Here is a 22,066-nt window from a genome sequence, read left to right as displayed (position 1 = left end):
GTCAATGGGACAGAAAATCCATCCACACGGCCTCCGTCTGGGCATCACCGCAGAGTGGCGTTCCCGCTGGTACGCCGACAAGCAGTACGCTGATTACATTGCTGAAGACATCAAGATCCGCGACTTCCTGTCCAAGGGTCTTGACCGCGCCGGCATCGCCGACGTTGTTGTAGAGCGCACCCACGACCGCGTCCGCGTCGACATCCACACCGCCCGCCCGGGCATCGTGATCGGCCGCCGCGGCGCCGAGGCCGACCGCATCCGCGGCCAGCTGGAGAAGCTCACCGGCAAGCAGGTACAGCTCAACATCCTGGAAGTTAAGAACATCGACGCCAACGCTCAGCTGGTGGCACAGTCCATCGCAGAGCAGCTGACCAACCGCGTGGCATTCCGCCGCGCAATGCGCAAGGCAATCCAGGGCGCAATGCGTCAGCCACAGGTAAAGGGCATCAAGGTTGTCTGCTCCGGCCGTCTGGGCGGCGCAGAAATGGGTCGCACCGAGCGCTACCACGAGGGACGCGTTCCACTGCACACCCTGCGCGCCGAGATCGACTACGGAACCTACGAAGCACACACCACCTTCGGCCGCATCGGCGTGAAGGTGTGGATCTACAAGGGTGACGTTGTCGGTGGCCGTCGCGAAAGCCTGATGAACGCACGTGAGGACCGCGGTGGACGCGGTGCTCGTCGTGAGCGTCCACGCCGCGGTGGCGCACGTCGCCAGCGCGCAGAGCAGAATCAGGAGGGCTAAGAAACATGCTTATCCCGAAGCGCGTTAAGTACCGTCGCCAGCACCGCCCAACCCGCACCGGTGTGTCCAAGGGTGGAAACCGCGTGACGCACGGCGAGTACGGACTGCAGGCACTGGAGCCAACGTACATCACCAACCGTCAGATCGAATCCTCCCGTATCGCCATCAACCGTCACCTCAAGCGTGGCGGTAAGGTATGGATCAACATCTTCCCTGACCGCCCCCTGACCCAGAAGCCACTCGGTGTGCGTATGGGTTCCGGTAAGGGCCCAGTGGAGAAGTGGGTTGCTAACATCAAGCCAGGCCGCATCTTGTTCGAGGTGTCCTACCCGAACGAGGACATGGCAATCGAGGCCCTGCGCCGCGCTGGCAACAAGCTGCCATGCAAGGTTCGTATCGTGAAGAAGGAGGATCAGTTCTAATGGCTACCGGAACCCCGGCACACGAGCTCCGCGAGCTCAACAACGAAGAGCTGACCACCCGTCTGCGCGAGGCCAAGGAAGAGCTGTTCAACCTTCGCTTCCAGATGGCCACCGGCCAGCTAACCAACAACCGTCGTCTGGGTGTTGTCAAGCGCGACATCGCCCGCATCTACACCGTCCTGCGTGAGCGCGAGCTCGGTTTGTCTACTAACCCAGGTGGTGACGCAGCATGAGTGAGGCTAACGTGACTAAGAAGGAAAAGGGCGCACGTAAGGTTCGTACCGGCTACGTTGTATCCGACAAGATGAGCAAGACCATCGTGGTTGAGCTCGAGGACCGTAAGCAGCACGCTCTGTACGGCAAGATCATGCGCAAGAACTCCCGAGTGAAGGCGCACGACGAGAACGAGACCGCCGGAGTTGGCGACCGCGTTCGCATCGAGGAGACCCGCCCGCTGTCCAAGGACAAGCACTTCCGTCTCGTCGAGATCGTGGAGAAGGCACGCTAAGGCCTGCTGTTTCTGCGAGAGCTTGAGAACCCCGCCTTTGGCGGGGTTCTTTTTGGTTGTTGGTGCTGTGCGCCGTTATGGGGGTGTGGTGTTGACCTGCTGGGTTGTTCTGTCGGTCGCAGCAGTTTTGGGGAGGGTTGTCTTAGAACGTCGACTCGATGCTTTGGCCCACCGACCAAAACCGCCGTGACCTGGGATTTTAAATATCCGCCGAAAATCGAAGCGACGTTCTCAGACACTCTGCTCTAAAGACTGGGGAGGCGCAGGCTATGGACGGAGGTATTTCGTAAGTTCAGCAGCAGCGCAGCGCCGCCGACCTACAGTCAGCTTGTCTGTCTGCAGCTTGCTGGTCGGGATTGTAGGCAGCATTCCGGTGCCGTTCGGCACAACGATAGGATTCTGCGGCACTTAGCTTTGCGTTACCCCAGGTCGCACTCTAGGAAAAGCAAGATAATCCTATGGTTGTGCCAGAGTACCCCCCACGATCGCCACACTCCGGCAGTGCACACCTTGTGTCGACTTCCATGTTTCATACTAGACTCCTAATTTAGGTTATGCTAAGGTAAGGTCGCCTAAAGCGTCCGTGCTAATGCTGGTGCAGCCGGGTGTGGCGCCATTGTCCGAAAAACATCTAACATTGAAACGATTGGGAGTGCCTGTGTCTATTAACCCGTTTGATGATGAAAAGGGAAGGTTTTTTGCTCTCATTAACACGGAAGGACAGTATTCTCTATGGCCGTCCTTCGCGGCCGTACCCGAGGGCTGGAAAGTAGTTTTGGGAGATGCGAGTCGTGGCGCTGAAGGTGGTGTTTCACGGGATGAGGCCTTGGCTTATATCGATGATAATTGGAACTCATTGCAGCCAGCAGACACGAGCCGCGCTTAAGTGAGTGCTGCCCTTCCCTCGGCTACTACGTCTCAAATAGGCGTTGAGTTATGCCGTCTACTCCGCCGATGCCTAGTGCCCGCGACCTTTGCAGTTATATTTAACTTCATTGGGGCGTTACTTACTCTCCTGCCGGTATTGTTGCTGGCCAGCGTCATAGACGCTGTTTCCGCAGGTGACGGCTTGGCCGGAATGGCGAACCTGATTGTCTGGGCGGCATTGGCCTGCTTAGGGGCCTTCATTGCTTCTGGTCTAGCTGAAGCATTGACAGGATTGACAATTGCCCACATGGTAGCCCGACTCCGAGAACGTGCGGTAGCTGCTGTCTTGAACCTGCCTCCCACAATTGTTGAATCTTTAGGACGGGGCGAAGTTTTGGGGCGAGTCGGCGCCGATGTCGCGCTATTGGTCAGTAGCGCTCGGAAGTCCGTCCCGTCCACGCTTAGTGCGCTAGTAATGGTTGTTTTGGGAAGCCTTGGTATCGCTGGCTTAGATTGGCGCCTTGCTCTGGCCGGACTGTGCGGCATCCCCTTTTATGTGATGGGGCTGCGATGGTACCTACCGCGATCTTCCCCCCTATATCGACGCCAGCGGGAATTCGAAGCAGAGGTCATCGGATCGATACAAAGCTCTGTAGAGGGTATCCAATCAATCCGATCTCACCGTTTGATAGAGTATCGCCGAAATGTGACCAGGCGGTATAGTCAGGCTTCACGGGATGAGTCAATCGCTGCGTTTCGTGTATTTTCCGGGCTCGTGGGAAGAGAGAACTTCGCTGAGTTCGTGGGGCTATTCACGCTATCTAGTGTTAGTTGGTTCCTCTTTCGCGCTGATGTGGTCACAGTAGGAGAAGTCGCTGCAGCATTGATACTATTCCATCGTCAGTTCGTGCCTATCGGCATCTTGCTATTTACTTTCGACGATCTTCAGCGCGGTGGCGCGGCTCTGGGACGTATCGTTGGACTCATTCGATTCGCGGGTGGACAGACGCCGCAAAGGATCGAGAAACCTTCTTCATCTAGTGATGTCCCTATGGTTCAAGTGAACGGGCTGAATTATCGCTATGCGGATGGCGCCACAGTGTTGCATAATCTTTCTTTTCGCATCCCCGCTGCGCGTTCGGTTTGTTTAGTTGGTGGATCAGGTGCAGGGAAATCTACGGTCGCGGGTATCCTCTCTGGCAGCCTAGATTTTTCAGAACCGGGAGTGATTTCAGTAGGAGGCCGGGATATTGTCGACATAACGAAGCAGGATAGAAGATCCATGTTTTGTGTGGCTTCCCAAGAAAATTATGTCTTTGCTATGAGCGTGCGAGAAAACCTACTCTTGGCTGCAGAAGACGCCAGTGATACTGAAATATGGGAAGCATTGCGCCTCACTGGAGCTGATGCATGGTGCCGTGCTTTGCGTCATGAGGGAAAGCAGGGTTTAGACACTGCTTTGGGAGCAGGGGGACTTTACACCGATTCCGTAACGGCTCAACGCTTAGCACTGACTAGGGTGGCGTTATCTAGAGCTGACGTCGTTATTCTTGATGAATCAACGGCTGAGGATGACGGTGATCACAACGGTCCAGCAGCACTAGATGATGAACAATGTGAGAATTTTACTGTGTCCCTCGAAGAAGCAGCGCGTGCGGTTATTCGCGGGCGTACTGCGTTGGTGATAGCCCACCGTCTGAGCCAAGCGGAAACCGCTGACGGAGTGTTGGTGATGGAGCGTGGTCGTGTAGTGGAAACTGGCAGGCATCGGGAACTCGTAGCGCGAGGCGGAGTCTATGCCGACATGTGGATGGCATGGAATGAGCAAGGGAGGCACAACAGTGCCCGATAGACAACAGGTGACTTTGCGTAGGCTTATCACCAAGAATGCTCGCGTCATTGTGCTCTGTGCTGGATTACTGAGTATTTACCAGGTAGCAGAAGCCATGATTGCCGTGTTACTGGGATGGCTGGCACGCAGCCTCATTGCTAGCGAAAACGTGTGGAATCTGGTGGGGGGAATCGCTGTTTTAGGAGCGACGCTGGCAATCGTGTCCTTGAGCTGGCAGACTGGTTTTCGCATTCTTCAAGCTACCTCGGCGCGGAACATTTGCCGATTAAGAACAGAGATCGGCGGACATGTGATTAGTCCCGGGGGTCATCTGCTAGATGAAGATGATCTTCCCCGCCAAGAGCTTCCCACTGTGGTGGGCGAGGACGTGGTGCAAGCAGTAGACATCATCGAAGTGATTTCCGTGGGGATGAGTGCCCTGATAGGCGTTGTATTCTGCACTGTTGTACTCGCGATGATCGACCTTCCTCTTGGAATTACAGTGTTTTTGCTGAGTGTAGGAATACTTACCGTGTTGCAGGGGATATCCCGCATTATTGAAGGGTATGCTGAGCGGCAGCAAGCTCTTTTGGCAGGAGTTACTGCAAGAATGACCGATATCTTGCAGGGACTACCCGTGATATCCGGGGTGGCGGGAGCACACCCCGCTTATTCTGGGTATGCGCGTAAATCTGAAGAAGCACATGCAGACGCACGCGCGTTAGCGTGGGTTAGTGGTGCTTATGAGGCCGTGTCTGTAGGCAGTAACGTGCTGCTATTGAGTGTTGTTGGCCTGTACGCGGGATATCGAACAATATCTGGCGATGTCACACTAGGCGAACTTGTCACTGTGGTGGCGTTATCTCAGTTCATCGCAGAGCCGATGAGGCAGTGCAGTAGAATGCCCCGATATATCGGCTTGGCGCGGGCGTCGGTCCATAGATTACAGCGTATCTCGCCAACAGGGGAGATTCGCGAAGGCGAACAGATTCCACCCGCAGAGGCCGGCAAGGTTGCCATCTCTATTGACGGTGAGCCGGCGGTTCGATTTTATGAGGGTCATCTGACGGCGGTGCATTGCTCGGCTAGTTGGGCAGCCAAGCTTGTGGATGCGTTAGTGGATGGAGAAGCAGAGGGAATTCGTATCCGTGGTCGTGATGTGAGCCTCTTGTCGGTCGATCACCTGCGTACAATCGTGCTCGCAGAGCCTCGATGGCCTGCATTGTTTGGGAAGACGGTGGGGGAGGTGCTGCAAGGTGGCTCACGCACAAGGCAAGACAATTCGGAGCTCAATTCTAATCGATCCTTTGAGCTTTTGCGTGCGGTGGGCTTGGATGAACTGTCTTTAAGTGAGTCAGGGGTAATTAACTATGAGTTGACTGAAGGTGCGCGCAACTTATCTGGCGGGCAGCGCCAGCGTCTCGCTTTGGCGAGGGCGTTACTGGTTGAGCCAGAAGTGTTGGTGATGGTAGATCCGGTGTCGTCGGTGGATTCCATGACCGGCCTAAAAGTAGCGCGGGCGGTGCGTGAACATCGTAAGGGACGAACCACAATAGTTCTGTGTGTGGGTAGAGCCTTTCAGTCGGTGGCTGACACGGTAGTTGATGTGAAACCCCGCTTGGAAATATGAAGGGGAGGTGATGCGGACAGGGGGTTGTTTACCGTCTATGTATAGGCTAACCTCAGGTTAGTCTTGCCTACCTTTAGTAGATGGTAGGCGCATCCCGAAGAGAGGCTAAAGTGACCACCATCGACCGTCTAGCACAGACAAATAACGAGCAGCCCGTCCAAGACAGTTCCGTTTACGACGTTGTAGGAATTGGTATTGGACCTGGAAACCTTGGCTTGGCTGTGGCAATCGAAGAAGAGGCACCAGAGCTTACCTCCCTCTTTCTGGAGGCTCGCCCAGAATTCAATTGGCACCCAGGAATGCTGCTTGATGGCGCAAACATGCAGATCAGCTTTCTCAAAGACCTAGTCACTGTACGGAATCCCCAAAGTCGATTCAGTTTCATTAATTATTTGCATCATCGCGGGCGACTAATGGCCTTCATTAATCGTCAAACCTTCACTCCGGAACGTGTTGAATTCGCCGACTATCTTCGGTGGATTGCAGACAATATTTCTGCAAAGACACAGTACAACACAACCGTGACCTCTGTTGAAACGCTCGCGAAGCCCGCTGCAGATGGTGCCCGCTTCATTGTGCACGCAGAATCGGAAACGGCATACCGCGAGGATGAAGAATTCCAGAGTGGGTCAGCCATCGCTATCCGTTGCCGCAATGTAGTGGTTGCACGTGGACTAGAAAGTAAAATGCCAAGCTGGGCAGAAAAGAATTCAGTAGAAAGCAAACGAATCTTTCACAACATCGATTTAGTGCCGCGGATCCGGGAACTGCAGGATAGGGGTGTGGAGATCCGCCGCGCCATCGTGATCGGTGCCGGGCAGTCTGCTGCAGAAGTCATCCGTTATTTCCACGATCGTCCAGGCGTTGACACAGTGACTGGCGTTCTCAATAGTTATGGCTTTATTCCAGCCGACGACAGCCCGTTCGCTAATCAAGTTTTTGATCCAGCGGCTGTTGACGACTTCTTCCACGCACCTGATGCAGTGCGTGCTGAGTTACTGATCCGCCACCGTTATACCAACTATGCATGCGTGGAGTTAGAGCTTCTCGAAGAGCTTTATGGCCGGCAGTACCGCGAGAACGTGACAGGGAACAAACGGCTTGACATTCGCCGCACTACTGAGGTGCTCGGAGTTCGAAATTGTGCTGACGGCAGCGTTGACGTAGACATTCAAGATCGTGTGTCTGGGAACACGGTGACCGAAAATTTTGATGTGGTGGTGTGTGCCACCGGCTTCCGGTCGCGAGGTCTCACAGGTATCCACAGCGGAACAGGCGATATCAGTGTGACGAGGGATTATAGCGTTGTCTGTAACGGACAGCGTGTGCCCGGTTTGTTCGTGCAAGGAGACACCGAAGCCACACACGGGCTGGGCTCGACCTTGTTATCCAACATTGCCACGCGGTCTGGAGAGCTGGTAGCGGCTATTACCGGCGAAGATTCTGGGCAACGCATGGGCGCCGCCGCGGAGCGCAATAACCGCATCAATCAAGAGGCGTCCTCGAACCTCATAGTGGGCTGAACCTTCTAGCTCTATTCCTCACAGTATTACCGTCCATCGAAAGGCTTCCTGTGCCCACTCCCTTGTTCACCCGCATTCAATTATCTCCTCATGACTGTCGTACCCTTCTCCAATCAATCAATGAGCAAGCAGGTGCTCCACGTGGACAGTGGGCGCAGGCAATTGCCCTGAGTATCTTCTACTGGGTGAATAACCAACCCGGTAGTTCATGCAAAAATGAGGTTAACGCTGTCCTCGAACCTTCGTGCCGCCGCGTGCTACGCGGGGACCAGCGATTCTTAGCTTTGCTTAGCGAGGCTGCGCTGGATAGTAGTAGTTATGAAGCGAGAGTAACTGGAGGGCCCGAAGAGACGCTCGCTGCCGTGACTGTGCGGATCCCTGGATTGTATGAGCAGTCTGAGATTGGCTCCGGATTATCCGTCGAGATTGAAGTGGATCCCGCAACCAATCGAGGAAAGTCCATTGATTGCACACTAAGCCGCTTGGAATTGGAAAAGTGTGCGAGAGATCTCTTGGCATTCCCCGATCGAAGCCTCGCAACTATTGGAGGGCAGAATGAGAAGGAGCGAATCACGCAACAGCATGTGTGGAATGATACAGATCAGGATCGCGAACGACCAGACCTCATCAGTTTGCTGCTGCAGCACACGGAATGCACGCCCGACGCCCTTGCCGTAGTTGATGATCAGCACGAACTGACCTACTCAGAACTTGTCGGCCATGCTACGGCGCTGGCGAAAACACTGCGTGATAATGGAATCCAAGAAGGCGAGAGTGTCGGAATATCACTTCCTCGCAGCGCAGAAATGGTGGTGAGTATTGTTGCCACTTTGATTGCCGGCGGGCGATTTGTGCCGCTGGATCCGACTTGGCCTTCCGCTCGGCGGGAATCAGTTGCCCATGATGCAGGGCTGAGCTTTGTGTTTTCTGAATCCAATTGCACGTTAGACAATCAAGTAACCTGTGATCTGGATGCTACCCGCGCTCTGTTCACTCCGCCAGCAGCGGAATCCATCGCTTACGTGATCTTCACCTCGGGGAGTACCGGCAGGCCCAAAGGTGCGATGATTCGCCATAGTGCCATCGTGGAGCGCCTGTTGTGGCAACGTGATCAGATCCTCTTCTTCGGTTCTGATGACGCTTCGCTGTTTAAAGCTCCATTGGCTTTTGACATTTCTATCAACGAGATCTTTTTGCCACTAGTAAGCGGTGGCCGAATTGTGGTTGCAGCCCCTGGAGTGGAACAGGACCCTCAATGCCTGGCTCAGCTCATTCACCGCCAAGGCGTAACATTCGCCTACTTAGTTTCGAGTGTTCTGGACGTCATGCTTAAGCAAGCAGAAGGCACGAACCTCCTAGATAGCTTGCGTCACGTTTGGTGTGGCGGAGAAATGCTCACGCAAGCGCTGTATCGCCGATTCCGAAATCAGCTAGCTATCCCGCTCTATCATGGATACGGGCCTGCGGAAGCCACTATTGGCGTGTCGCACGTTATCTACAAAGATGATGATGATCGACTCAATACGAGCATCGGCATAGCTAACCCGAACTGCCGACTCTATGTGCTCGATAATCAGCTACGTGTAGTGCCAAATAAGGAAATCGGCGAACTATACGTGGCTGGGTTTCTATTGGCAGAAGGGTATATTAATGCCCCTGGTTTGACAGCAAGCCGTTTCGTTGCAGACACGTTTGCGTCGGATGGAACGCGGATGTACCGCACTGGCGATCTTGTTCGTAGACACGATGATGGATCACTGGAGTTCGTGGGGCGAGCTGACAATCAGGTGAAGATCCGCGGCATGCGCTTGGAGCTTGAAGATGTGGAGTCTACGCTGGTTCGACATCCATCCATCGATGCCGCCAGCGTCATTGCCGAGGAAGGTAGATTGCTGGGCTATGTGACCGTCAAGAAGGAATCTGACGAAACTTCTGGAGGTAGTCTGAATGGGGCTGCTATTAGAAGTTGGAGCGCCGATGTCTTGCCTGAATACATGGTGCCAGCGATCATCACGGTGATGGACGAGCTGCCGAGGACAGTCAACGGAAAAGTGGATCGTCGCGCATTGCCCGAACCGGATTGGAATTCTCTAACAGATACTCCAGTTAATGCCGAACGTGACGGGGAAACAGTTGCACTTATTGCAGAAGTTATGGCCGAAGCATTGGGAATGCAGACGGTGGGGGCAGAAACTGACTTTTTCAATATGGGTGGAGATAGCCTTCGGGCAATCACGTTAGTCTCCGCATTAAGAAGAGTTGGACTGGAAGTCAGTGTTGGCGATATTTTTAACGCTAGGACTCCACAACAGCTGGCTCGTTGTGCTGAAGAACGCGAGGTCAGTGCAGAGGATCCGGAGGACGAACCAACGGGTGAAGTGAATGCTTTACCGATTGTGCGGTGGTTCGATTCCGTGACCGAGCACATAGATGGGTTCATCCAGTCAGTTGAGTTTAGCGTTCCCGATGACGTAGATCAGCAGAAGGCTCGGCAGATGCTGGAAGCGCTGCTGGGAGCACACCCCGCGCTGCGAGCATATATTCATCAGTCACCTTTGCGCATGGAGCTTCCGGAAGTTCCTTCTGAAGACAACGTTGTCCTTGAAGCAACGACAGACCTTGACACATTGGTAGATTTATTGAATCCAGCCGCCGGCGTCGTTTTGGTAGCCGGATTGCAGCTCGGTCGTTTAAGGCTCGTCGTTCATCACCTCGTCGTCGATGGGGTTTCGTGGAATATCATCGGCGAGGATTTAGCGGCCGCCTATCGAGGAGAAGAGTTAGCCACAGAGCAAACCTCACTGCGGCGGTGGGCTCAATTACTGCAAAGGGCCGTAGACACAGGGGCCTTTGACCAACAAGCGCAAAGGTCCCTCCCACCCTTGCCAGGTGAGGATGAACCACTGCGGGATCCAGGTGTTCCCGCACTTGCACAAGGTCATGAAGATAAACCGACCGTCCGTGATGAACGCTGTCTGGTGCATGAGGCATCGGTGCAGATTACTGATGAGCTGCTGAACGGTGTTCCCAAAGCATTCCGGACTGGAGTCAATCCGGTGTTGCTCACAGCCCTGAGCGTCGCGCTGGCTCGCTGGCGTCGAGGAAAACAAACGTGGAGCTTGGTTGAGATGGAAGGGCACGGGCGTGAAACCCGATTCGTTCCAGGGCCAGGAGGGCGCGAAGCGGATCTATCACGGACGGTGGGTTGGTTCACCTGCTTATACCCGATGCTAATAGATCCTTCCGCAGCAGCACTTGATGAGAAGGACGCCGAACAAAATAGCATCACTATCCCTTCGTTGGCAGTGGCCCTAAATGCGGTAAAAGACCAAATTAGAAACATCCCTGGCAATGGTGTTCCTTATCAAGCTCATACGTGGCTTCGTGGTGACGTGGACGCTGGTAGGCAGCCGCAGGCTCAGGTGTTATTCAACTACCTAGGCCGTGTCTCCGCCGGTACAGAAGACTTTTCCCCAACTGGTTCTACCGGCCAACTCGGCGAAAGACGAGACCAAAACCAGCCGCTCATCCGTGAGTTAGAATTCAATGCAATCGCAGAAGATACCGGTGAGGGATACGTTTTACGCACCACGATTTCCTGGGGAGAAGGAAGAATCTCTTCAGACCGGATCGATGAGCTGCTTATGCATTGGGATTCTGCGCTACACGGCGTAGCCGCATTGGCAGATCATGGTGTGTTGTCTGTGGGCGATGTCGATCCAGCTCCCGTCACAGCTGCGGATCTCGCTACAATCACGGCACAGAGCTCAGGAGAGCTGCAGGATGTGTTGCCATTAACTTCTCTTCAGCACGGCATGTATTTTCATTCTTTGTTCGATGAATCCGCTAGCTCATATGTGGAACAGCAGGTGTTGCGCTTGGAATGCAGCGAGCCATTTGACAGGGAAAGATTTGCCCGTGCTGCGCGCCAGGTGATCCGCAGCCACCCTGCCTTGAGCACCCGTCCATGGGAGACAGAGGCTGGTGATGTGGTTGCCGTTATCGATCCAGGAATCGCAGAGCAACTTCAGGTGAACTGTGTCGAGCTCACCGTACCTCCAGAGTTGGAGGTGTTGGACAGTGACCATGAGGATCGAATTGATTGGATTCTCCAGCGTGCTGATGAGATTGCTGCAGATGATCTTTCCGAGGGGATTTCTCTGCAGAACTGTGGGCCCGAAGAACGCCGAGAACCACTGATGAGGTGGACTGTGGTGATGCCCACCAGTGCGCATTGTAGGCGCCACGGTTTAGACGTCGTGTTGATCCAAACGGTCCATCACCTCATTGCCGATGGATGGTCTGTGCCCATCATGCTCCAGAGTCTCATTGAATCCTATCGGGACGATACGACTTTCGCCTCAAGCTATGATCCGCACGCGGGCATAGCCGGAAGTGTGCGATGGGTGGCACGCAGAGACTTAGAAAAAGACCTTTCGGTGTGGCGCGAGGAATTGAATAATGTGCGCCCCACGGTGTTGTGCCCGCATGTCTCGAGTTCGCAGGAACGACGAGAACTTTTAGTCCGTGATCCCCGCGTAGATAATCTCTGTGCGCGCGTTCGATCATCAGGAGTGGGTTTACCTGATGTGGTGCACGCGGCCTGGGGACAAGTGCTCCGCGCACTAGTAGGTTGCGAACCAGGGGCTGACGTGGTCTTTGCCACGTCAGTCTCTGGCCGAGATATTCCTGTGCCAGGAGTAGCTGATGCTGTGGGTATGCAGCTCAATACCATTCCGGTTCTCGCTCCAGGGCAGTCTGATCCTTCTTTGCCTCTCACCAGCTTGTTAGAGGCCGTTGTTCAGCACAATAACCGGGTACGTGATGTTCAGCATGTCAGTCTTGCAGACATTGCTCGAGATTTAGGAACAAACGCTAGCGAGCTGCTGGATACTTTAGTGGTGGTGGAGGTGCCATTATCAGCACAGGAGTTGAATTACATCGATTCTCCCTTCCGGGTCGCTGACATACAAAATAACGGTGCGCCACACTTTCCGCTTTCCCTCGTGGTGAACCCTTCCTCGGCTTACCCTTTGCGCTTGATCTACGATCCGCAGCGAATTACTGAGGTGCGTATTCAACGTATCGCCAGCATGCTTGCGATGAGCGTGGATGCCCTGTTAAGTGAACCAGGTGCGGAGCCCACCGTGGGTGAGGCATCGATGGCTCTGAGTGCTGTGGTGGACTCTGTCTCTGATGGCACCACTTTGCCTTCCTTATGGCAACGCAGTGTTGAAATGTTCCGCGAGCGAGTCGCTTTAACTAGCTTCACAGATGATGACGAAGCAGAACAATGGACCTACGAGAAATTGGACGAGGCTGCTCAACGCATGCGCGCCATGCTGGAGCACAGCATTGAGGTGAAGAAGCCTCGTGTGGCTTTGCTGATGGAACGAGACGTATGGCAAGTAGCAGCTATTATCGCTATCACTCTTTCTGGGGGCACATACGTTCCGGTAGATCCGCTTTCTCCGCGCGCTCGTATGGAATTGATACTCAAGGATTGCCAACCCGATGCGGTGTTGGTGGCTCCGAGCGCAGAGAAAATGGTCTCGGAAATGGTAAGTGGTCCTGTTTTCGTTGTTTCTCAAGAAACAATGAGTGGAGGGCCGTGGCCGTACGTTGGACAGGTCCCGGCGTTGGCGTCAAAAAACGACATTGCATATGTGATCTATACTTCCGGCTCCACGGGTCGGCCCAAAGGAGTGGCGGTTACACATGCCAATGTCACGGCGATGCTTCGCAACGCGCGTAATCATGTGAACTTCAAAGATGGCGACGTGTGGTCTATCAGCCATAGTTTCGCCTTTGATTTCTCCGTCTGGGAAATGTGGGCAGCACTATCGTCCGGTGGCCGGGCAGTGATTATGCCTTATTCACTGATGCGCTCGCAGGAAGATGCAAGCCGTGTGCTGAACGAACAAGAAGTCTCAATCCTCAGCCAGACCCCCACGAGCTTTTCTGCATTGGTTCCACACATTGGGCAAGACTCAGCGTTGCACACAGTCGTGTTTGGTGGCGAGGCATTGGAGGCACGTGCAGAGGCGGACTATTGCCGTGAATTTCCAGATGTTCATTTCCTCAACATGTACGGCATTACAGAAACGACGGTACACGTCACGGCACATGAGTGCTGGGACGGAGCGGTGGATGCTCGGAGCTCTATCGGTCTGCCCATGGATGGGTTAAGAATTTATGTTTTGGATGAGCGATTGCAGCCAGTCAAGCCTGGTGAAATTGGCATCATCTTCGTTGCTGGCCTGCAGGTCGCGGCAGGTTATTGGAAATTGCCTGCCGCCACGGCTTCGCGTTTCGTTGCCGATCCATTCCTTGGCGGTGGTTCACGCATGTATTGCAGTAATGACTTGGCTCTAGTTCTGAATAATGGGCACTTAGACTATGTAGGGCGTGCTGACCGACAGGTGCAGCTTCGTGGCTATCGTGTGGAGCTTGGTGAGATTGAAAGTGCACTGAATGCCGTCGATGGTGTGCGAGAATCCGCCGTGGTTGTTGTTGAGCTGCCTGAGGGACAGGTGACGGGAGCACTTTTGGTCGTGGATAAAGATATCGACGCCAACTCGACAATTACTCGAGCTGCGGCTGCGGCGAGAGAGGTGTTGCCTGCGTACATGGTTCCGCAGCTCATCGAGGTGAGAACTAAAATCCCACAGACCATCAATGGAAAGCGGGATGAACAAGCGATTCAGACTATCCTTGGACGAGCCCCCGTCGAGCAGAAAACTGGAAGTGCTTCAGATGTCGCCGAAGCGATTTCCTCGGCTATAGCTGATGCCCTGCGCATAGATCGTAGCCAGGTGGAACCAGATTCAGATTTCTTCCGCCTTGGAGGGGACAGTATTCTCGCTATCCGTGTGACGCATGCTTTAGCGCGAGCGGAACTGAATGTGACACCCCGAGACTTTTTCCTAGGGCGCACGCCGCGGCTAATCGCGCAAAGGATTGAGCACACGGTAAACCCAAAGATCAGCAAGTCAAATGGCGAACAGTCAAAACACGAAATTGAAGATCAGTCTTCCAGGGAGATCAAGGGAGCTTTCCCCGCTCCAGCCATGCTTCGTCGGCAGATCGCCTTGGGAATGAGCGATCAATTTGTGCAGGCACGACGTCTTAATTTAGGGCCAGTGACTGTCGAGGAATTGGAAAATGTGCTACCGCATCTCATAGAAGCCCATCCGATGCTGCGCATGCGTATTGAATCGAGTGTTGAATTTGCTCGTTTTGTAGGCGCACAAGATAACGCCGAGGTCGCTGGACCCATTGTCATTCCCTCGCTGGATATTGACGAACTGGTTCGAACCATCAATATCGCTGAGGGGCGATCCTTGGTGTTGGGTTGCGTAGACAATCACGTCGTAGCTGTTGCACATCATGCTGTTATAGACAGTGCCAGCTGGATGATCTTGGAAGACGATCTTCGGGAGGCTCTCACTGGACTGTGCCTTGTCCCTGAGCGCGCGAACTATCAGGAACTGTCTCTGCGGGAATTACACAGTGCTCATACCGCATCGGGTGGGGATATCGAGTATTGGCGTGAACTAGCAGTGCTGCCACGACCAGTCGAGGATACAGATCAGTGGAGCAGTGATGTGGTTGATAGGTTCACTGTGACCATCGAGGGGAGGGTCTCGGCGTGCTTGCAGAACACCGCACCGGAAGTGTTGGAGGTGGATATCCAGGACGTGATTGTAGCTTTGGTGACAGTGGCGGTCGCGAGGGCTCATTCTGAGGAAATTCGAGAGGTATTAGACTCTCCTGTGTGGGCCGTCGATCTGGAAGGCCACGGCCGCTCTGACGATCATGTTTTCGGCCGGACCATTGGTTGGTTCACCACTATTGCGCCGGTAGGACTGCCCTTGGATGATCCGATTCAGGCAGCGCGCGTGGCAGCGGATACACGTCAACGTCACGAGGAAGGTTCAGTGCCAGATCGGCGAACGTATCAAGCGCTGCGCTATACACACCCACAAGGACATCGAGTACTGGCACACGGGGCACAGATCCTCGTGAATTACCTCGGGCGGGGAGAAACAGATTCGGTGTTGCGCACTCCGCGCGATCCGGCCTGCCGGTGGACGAAGTATCTGGTCGAAGCAGATGTTTTCACCACAGAACAGTCCTTGCGAGTGGATCTATCAGTCGTGGGTACAGTTATCCCTCCTAAACGTTTGCGTACAGCTTTTGCTGAGGTCGCACAGGATTTCTACGATTCGATTATTCACATGCAGAAAGAAACGGGAAGAAGAGCCCCGCTAAGCGTGCTGCAGCGCGGTATTTGGTTCCAATCACAGGTCGCCTCTCCTGGTACCTATGTCGCACAAACCGCTTTGACATTTGATCGAGCGTTGGATGCTGATGCTGTAGCGGATGCATTCCGCGATACGGTCACTGTGCACCCGGCGATGGGTGCACAGTTCCAAACGGATGACTCCGGACAGACTGAACAGATTTTGCCCTGGACGGGCCATCGGATAGATCTTCCCGTGGAGGTCATGGCAGGTGATCTTCATGAGATCATGCACGCTGATCGGTGCGCGGGCATTGATCTTAACGCTGTGCCACTGGCGAAAGCGACGATAGTTTCCGGAAGTGCTTCTTCCCGTGATTCTGGAAATGAAGAGCGGCGGGTAGGGGATACGTTAATCCTCACGTACCATCTAGCGTTAATCGACGGTTGGTCGCGCGCAGTGATGTTGCAAACGTTCCTTGAAAGATTATCGCTGAGGTCTGATCGTACAGGGAATCCTGAGCTGAGCCAGGCGGTTCCAGATCGTCCTTCGATTATTGATGTCTTGCTGGAGTCCGTCGATAGGAGCAAAGAGTTAGCTGATAGTAGCTATTGGGCGTGCCGGCTTGAAGATATGGCACAGCCCACATTAGTTGCTCCTCAAGCTGAAGAAGTATCTGCAGAATTCGATGTCACAGAATTACCGAGCCAAGTTTTTGCCACGATGAGTGAAGAGCTGACCCATGCTCTGAATGACAAGATTCGAACGCAGGCTGTGACTTTGACGTCGGTGATTAACGCAACAGTAGCAGTAGCTTTAGGAGCGGTCACCGGTGAGACGGACGTGGTGTTTGGACAGTCTGTGAGTGGCCGAGATGCGATGACTGATCCAACCATGTCCGACGTGGTGGGTGTGCTGCTAAACACCGTTCCAATTCGCGTGACGCCTCAGCCCGAGCAGTGCATCGAAGAGCTGGTTCTTGACGTTTATCGTCAGCGTATTGATGACATGGAGCACGATTCTGCAGACCTCGGTGCCATCCAACAGCAACTGGGCGTGGGGACGTTATTTGATTCACTGGTAGTGGTGCAAAACTTTCTCGATCCAGAGAGGGCCGAAGAATTGCGTGCCATCCACGGCATAATCGATGAACGTGCGGAAGACTCCACGCACTTCCCCTTGACATGGGTGTTTACCCCGGGGCCCCAGCTTGGCATCAAGTTGGAATTTCGCCAGAATGTGGTTGATAAGAGTCTCGCAATGTCTGCTCTGAAGATCGTGACGAGTGCGTTGACCGCGTATATAGAACAGTCACATGTTCGACTTGCACAGTTGGCTGTCGTGCCGTGGAGACAGGATAGAACCCGGGTGGCTTCTTGGCAGAAGGCTGAGGATATTGAGCGAACTTTCTTGGACGAACTCGCGGAAGCAGGTCGACGTTTTCCTGATCGCATTGCTTTAGTAGATGACACGCAGCAGTGGTGTTTCAAGGAGTTATTGAGTCGCTGTTCGGATATTGCACAGCGTCTTACACAATGTGGCATAAGCAGAGGTGATACAGTTGCCATTGCTGTGGAGCGTTCTGCGCACTCTGTGGTGGCGCTGCTAGGCACGCTATTGGCAGGTGCTCGGTACGTGCCTCTTGATCTGACACATCCCGACGGCCGGTTGCGGATCATTCTGGAAGATAGCCAGCCTTCTGCCGTGTTAGTGGATTCGACCTCTCAGTCGCGCATAGTTAGTCTCTGCGACCTGAGGCGTATCGACGTCACCACCGCAGACCCCCAAGCATCCATTGTGGCGCCTTCAGCTATGCCGATGGATGACGCGTACCTTATGTACACTTCTGGCTCGACCGGTAAACCCAAGGGAGTGGTGATCCCGCATCGGGGGCTGCGAAACATGCTCGATAATCACCGCCGCAAAATCTTTGAACCAGCGACTGCGGATGGACGCCCATTGCGCGTCGCCCACGCCATTAGCTTCGCCTTCGACATGTCTTGGGAAGAACTTTTCTGGCTGGTAGAAGGCCACGAAGTGCGAATTTTTTCGGAAGACCTTCGTCGGGACGCCAAGGCTATGGTGCAGGCAATTCGCACTCACCAAGTGGATGTCATCAATGTGACTCCGACAGTAGCTGAGCAACTGCTGGCAGAAGGAATGCTTGATACGAGTGAGTATCGTCCACACGTGATGCTATTGGGCGGCGAAGCTGTACCGCCGGGATTATGGAAAGCGTTACGTGAGGCGGATGATGTGCGCGGATACAATCTCTATGGCCCTACCGAGTACACCATCAATGCTCTAGGCGTAGGCACAGATGAAAGTGCCACTCCTGTCATTGGCACTCCGGTGGACCGTACGGCAGCATTCGTTCTCGATCCGTGGTTGCGGCCGGTTCCAGATGGGGTATCAGGCGAGCTTTATCTAACGGGTAGCGGCATGGCCCGAGAGTATCGTGGACTGCCTACACGTACTGCTAGCTCAATGGTCGCATGTCCCTGGGGAGCTCCTGGCGAGCGCATGTATCGCACAGGTGACATTGTTCGAGTCCGTGACGATGGGATGTTTGAATACCTGGGGCGAAGCGATGACCAAGTAAAAATTCGTGGTCACCGGGTGGACCCCGGAGATATTTCGGCACTAGTAGTGTCTGGGATCGATCCGCGAATAGTTCACTGTGTAACGGTTCCAGTTCAAATGTCTGGTTCCAATGCGCTCGTCTGTCACATCGTCGCTCCGGAATTGTGTTCGGTCGACCAGAATGAACAGCAGCGATTCCTTACTAGTGTGCGTGACAGAATGCGGAGAGAATTGCCTAGCTACATGGTTCCGGATTGGTGGTCGATCGTGGACGAGATACCGTTGACGTCGAATGGAAAAATCGACCTCAAAGCGTTGGGCGAGGGAGAGCGGATTAAAGAGCAGGGCCGCGCGCCAGCTTCCGAGACGGAGCAGGTCACGGCGGAATTGTTTGCTGAGTCTCTGGACATTGAACCGGAAGACGTGGCAGTGGATGCTGATTACTTCGACATGGGAGGGCACTCGATGGCCGTCATCAAACTCTGCGCACTGCTCCGCGGCGAGTGGGGTGTGACTGTGGGTGTACGAGAGTTCTATGCGCTGCGGACTGTTGAACGGGTGGCCGCGTTCGTGGAAGACCGTCTCTAATACCCTTCTTTCGTGGATTACCTGAGTAATTCACGAAGGGCTGGGATGACTCCGTATCGCCACATCGCTGGGTCATGGCCACCTAGCGTGCGGTGGTGCATGGTGGGAAAGCCACTACGGATGAGAGCGTTGGCTGTGGCGTCGATGTGCCTATGCATTGGTTGTTCTTCTGTTCCTGCAGTCAGAATAATCCTAGGCAATTGTGAAGGTTCTGAAGTGGTGAGTCCTTTCGCGAGTTCCGCGACGACTACGCCGCCGGCTGGTCCGCCCAAGGCATCGCCGTCCTTTTGTTGATTGATGGACCACCAGACGGCTGGGGACTGAGCAATGACACCGTAGATGGCGGGCAGTTTTTCCTTTCCGGCGATCACACCGGCGCGTAGGGCAGCCAGTCCGCTGAGGCTTTGTCCGACAAGGATAATCTGTTTACTTGAGATGAGATGTGGTAGCTCGGCGGCCAATGCTTGAGCACACGCGCTCGAGGTGTATTCTTCGCTACGGTCTTTAGCCGCGGGAAGGAAAAGCCGGTTCACCTCGGGTATTTGTTTTGCGCTGACCGCTTGGTCGAGTGCGAAGTTGAGGTCGTGGAGATGAATCCAGTCATCGCCATCGAGGAAGACCGCAGTGGTTTGAGCTCCTCGTTCATTAAAGCGTGCGGTGCAGCGCCGTCCGAATAATTCGCGATCGAGGGATAACCGCGTACCAGGCAAGTTAGCAATGGTGCTTGAAGAACGCGGTGGCCAGAATGTTCGGTCGGTGTTGCTACCGTGAAGCAAGCTGTGCTGTGGTCCCGCACCATCTCTGTTATGTGGATCGGGGTGCACAAGACCTCCGATCTGAAAACCATAGGTGACTGAAGTCCCCTTGGGAATGGCTATAGTAATGCTTGACATCGGTGAGCTTATTTTGACGTTCGTTCGATAAGGGTCCGGGAAAATGAGGGCATCTGCACCGTGGGGGACGGAGACTTGGTGATCTGAGGATGAATGAGAAGAGGATGCCATTAGGGTTGCCTACCTTCACTGTTGACTACATAGGTAATACTAAGCTAACATCGTCGGCATGCGAGTTGCTGTTTTCGGCTACCAGTCGTGGGGACACCGGACGTTGTCTGCGGTCATCAATGCTGGTCATGAAGTAGCTTTAGTGGTTACCCATCCTAAAAGTGAACATCCTTATGAAAAGATGTGGGCAGATTCTGTCGAGGATCTAGCCAAGGAGCATGAGCTGCCGGTATGTGTTGCAGAGCGCGTGGGAGAAGACGTTCTTAAGGCGCTGAGAGCCTCTGCACCGGATGTCATCGTGGCTAACAATTGGCGGACGTGGTTGCCATCGGAGGTGTTCGATCTTCCGAAATACGGTGCATTGAACGTCCACGATGGTTTGCTCCCGGAGTATGCCGGCTTCTCTCCCATCCTTTGGGCACTGTTGAACCGAGAATCTCACGTGGGTGTCACTGTGCATGAGATGAATGAGGTGCTTGACGGTGGGCCCATCGTGGCTCAACAAGCTATCCCCGTGGGATCGGTTGATACTACCACTGATCTTGTAGCTAAGACCCTTGATCTCATTGAACCGCTTGTGGAACGAGCTTTGAATGACATTGCTCAAGGTACTGCCACGAAGCAACCCCAAGATCTCACCAGAGCAACCTATTTCCATAAACGAAGTGAGCAGGAATCTCGCATAGATTTCACCCAACCTGCGGAAGATATTGCCTTGTTGGTGAGGGCACAGTCCGATCCATATCCTAACGCCTACTTTGAATTTCGTGGTCAGCGCATTCGTGTGCTTTCCGCACACGTCTCTCAAGGCCGATTTGGTGGTACTCCCGGACGCATCACAGTTCCTCACGAAGGAGGCATTGCAGTGGTGTGCGGGTCGCGGCGGGCCAATGCACCCAGTCCAGCGATTGTGCTAGATAGGGTTCGGCTCGATGATGACTCGGAGTTACCCGCTACTGAGTTCTTTGGGCACAGAGCCGGATATATCGAACCAAGGGTTTAACCTTCCCAACCGTGAACGACCCAGTTGAGTATGGAACCGTTCACCGATCCCATAGGAGAATCATGAAACTTAAGAAGATTTTCGCGAGCACAGCGAGCGTGCTGGCACTTGGCTTAGTGCTTGGAGCTTGTTCGACCGGCGATGAAGCAAGTAACTCAAGCGAGACTAGAGCCGCGAATGCGGAACAGGGCGCATTCCCCACCACCATTCAGCATCGGTATGGTTCCACAGAAATTAAGGAAGCCCCCCAGCGAGTGGTTTCTTTGGGATACACCGATCAAGACGCATTGCTGGCACTTGGTGTCACTCCAGTATCCGTAAATTACTGGGATGGAATGACCCCGGAGGGGCAGGCTGCAGGTAATTGGTCGAAGGACAAGATTGAAGGCGAGCAGCCACGGATCGATAAGGATACTGAGATCAATGTGGAGGCTATTGCCAAGGACAATCCAGATTTAATTGTGGCTGTGTACTCCGATCTGGATGAAGATACCTATAAAAAATTATCAGAAATCGCACCTGTCGTCGTCCAAAAGGGTGAATACGACGAATTGCAGCAACCGTGGGATGTTACCACAGAGCAAATCGGCCAAGCGGTGGGTAAGCCTGAAGAGGCTAAGCGTCAAATTCAGCAAGTTAAAGACAAGTTCGCTGAACTAAAGAACCGCCACCCAGAGTGGTCCGAGAAAGAACTCGGTGTCGCAACCATCGAAGATGAGAAGCTCGCCGTCTTTTCCGAAGGTGACCCACGTAGTCGCTTCTTTACCGAATTAGGCTTTAAGATCAATCCCGAATACGCAGGAATCACCAAGGGTAAATTCTACGGTGAGGTATCCAAGGAGAACGCTGACCGCGTCAACTCTGACGTGCTGATCTGGGACCAACTGTCTTACTCGCCAAAGCAGAGCAAGGCATCCGTGACTGAAGATTCGATCGTGGGTAAGCTCCCAGCCGTTAAAGATGGGCACAGTGTCTATCTAGAGGGTGATTTGGAGAAGGCCTTCGGTTGGCAGACTGTCCTGAGCTTGAACTACTTGCTGGACAAGATCGAGAAGCTGCTGGTTGATGCCACGAAGTAGATGCCGTTGCTTCAGTGCTGTCCTGCGCGGA

Annotated in this window: 12 protein-coding genes; 11 read left to right on the top strand and 1 reads right to left on the bottom strand. The window is 54.0% G+C overall.

The window, feature by feature from the left end:
- Positions 1-4 precede the first annotated feature (4 nt).
- From rpsC to GC425_RS04275, 9 genes are all read left to right on the top strand, one after another.
- Positions 5-751, top strand: coding sequence for a 30S ribosomal protein S3 (rpsC, locus tag GC425_RS04315; RefSeq protein ID WP_151842171.1), 747 nt, complete (start codon positions 5-7; stop codon positions 749-751).
- Positions 752-756: 5 nt separating this feature from the next.
- The gene (gene rplP / locus GC425_RS04310) at positions 757-1,173 is read left to right on the top strand and encodes a 50S ribosomal protein L16 (protein ID WP_151842170.1); all 417 of its coding nucleotides are present in this window, start codon (positions 757-759) and stop codon (positions 1,171-1,173) included.
- Positions 1,173-1,406 carry a 50S ribosomal protein L29 gene (gene rpmC, locus GC425_RS04305; protein ID WP_151842169.1) on the top strand — a complete coding sequence of 78 codons (234 nt, stop codon included), beginning with the start codon at positions 1,173-1,175 and terminating at the stop codon, positions 1,404-1,406. The genes rplP and rpmC overlap by 1 nt, the downstream gene beginning before the upstream one ends.
- Positions 1,403-1,681, top strand: coding sequence for a 30S ribosomal protein S17 (rpsQ, locus tag GC425_RS04300; RefSeq protein WP_151843711.1), 279 nt, complete (start codon positions 1,403-1,405; stop codon positions 1,679-1,681). The genes rpmC and rpsQ overlap by 4 nt, the downstream gene beginning before the upstream one ends.
- Positions 1,682-2,339: 658 nt before the next feature.
- The gene (locus GC425_RS04295) at positions 2,340-2,567 is read left to right on the top strand and encodes an MbtH family protein (RefSeq protein WP_151844248.1); all 228 of its coding nucleotides are present in this window, start codon (positions 2,340-2,342) and stop codon (positions 2,565-2,567) included.
- Positions 2,568-4,400, top strand: a complete 1,833-nt coding sequence (locus GC425_RS04290; protein ID WP_151843712.1) for an ABC transporter ATP-binding protein — start codon at positions 2,568-2,570, stop codon at positions 4,398-4,400.
- On the top strand, positions 4,369-6,009 hold the full coding sequence (locus tag GC425_RS04285) for an ABC transporter ATP-binding protein (protein ID WP_151843713.1): 1,641 nt from the start codon (positions 4,369-4,371) through the stop codon (positions 6,007-6,009). Before GC425_RS04290 ends, GC425_RS04285 begins: the two co-directional genes overlap by 32 nt.
- A 110-nt stretch (positions 6,010-6,119) precedes the next feature.
- Positions 6,120-7,532, top strand: coding sequence for a lysine N(6)-hydroxylase/L-ornithine N(5)-oxygenase family protein (locus GC425_RS04280; protein ID WP_151843714.1), 1,413 nt, complete (start codon positions 6,120-6,122; stop codon positions 7,530-7,532).
- 362 nt (positions 7,533-7,894) lie between these two features.
- A complete protein-coding gene (locus GC425_RS04275; protein WP_231699664.1) occupies positions 7,895-18,949 on the top strand; it encodes a non-ribosomal peptide synthetase in 11,055 nt (3,684 codons plus the stop codon).
- Positions 18,950-18,966: 17 nt separating this feature from the next.
- Here the strand turns inward: GC425_RS04275 and GC425_RS04270 are convergent, their stop codons facing one another.
- The gene (locus GC425_RS04270; protein WP_257822147.1) at positions 18,967-19,842 is read right to left on the bottom strand and encodes an alpha/beta hydrolase-fold protein; all 876 of its coding nucleotides are present in this window, start codon (positions 19,840-19,842) and stop codon (positions 18,967-18,969) included.
- A 169-nt stretch (positions 19,843-20,011) separates the two neighbouring features.
- On the opposite strand from GC425_RS04270, the gene GC425_RS04265 reads away from it, so the two are divergent.
- The gene (locus GC425_RS04265) at positions 20,012-20,956 is read left to right on the top strand and encodes a methionyl-tRNA formyltransferase (RefSeq protein ID WP_151843716.1); all 945 of its coding nucleotides are present in this window, start codon (positions 20,012-20,014) and stop codon (positions 20,954-20,956) included.
- A gap of 62 nt (positions 20,957-21,018) precedes the next feature.
- The gene (locus GC425_RS04260) at positions 21,019-22,035 is read left to right on the top strand and encodes an iron-siderophore ABC transporter substrate-binding protein (RefSeq protein ID WP_151843717.1); all 1,017 of its coding nucleotides are present in this window, start codon (positions 21,019-21,021) and stop codon (positions 22,033-22,035) included.
- The last annotated feature ends 31 nt before the right edge of the window (positions 22,036-22,066 follow it).

It is taken from the genome of Corynebacterium sp. zg254, from assembly GCF_024701495.1.
In the GTDB taxonomy this organism is placed as follows: domain Bacteria; phylum Actinomycetota; class Actinomycetes; order Mycobacteriales; family Mycobacteriaceae; genus Corynebacterium; species Corynebacterium zhongnanshanii.
This window is presented reverse-complemented; position numbering and strand designations above follow the sequence as displayed.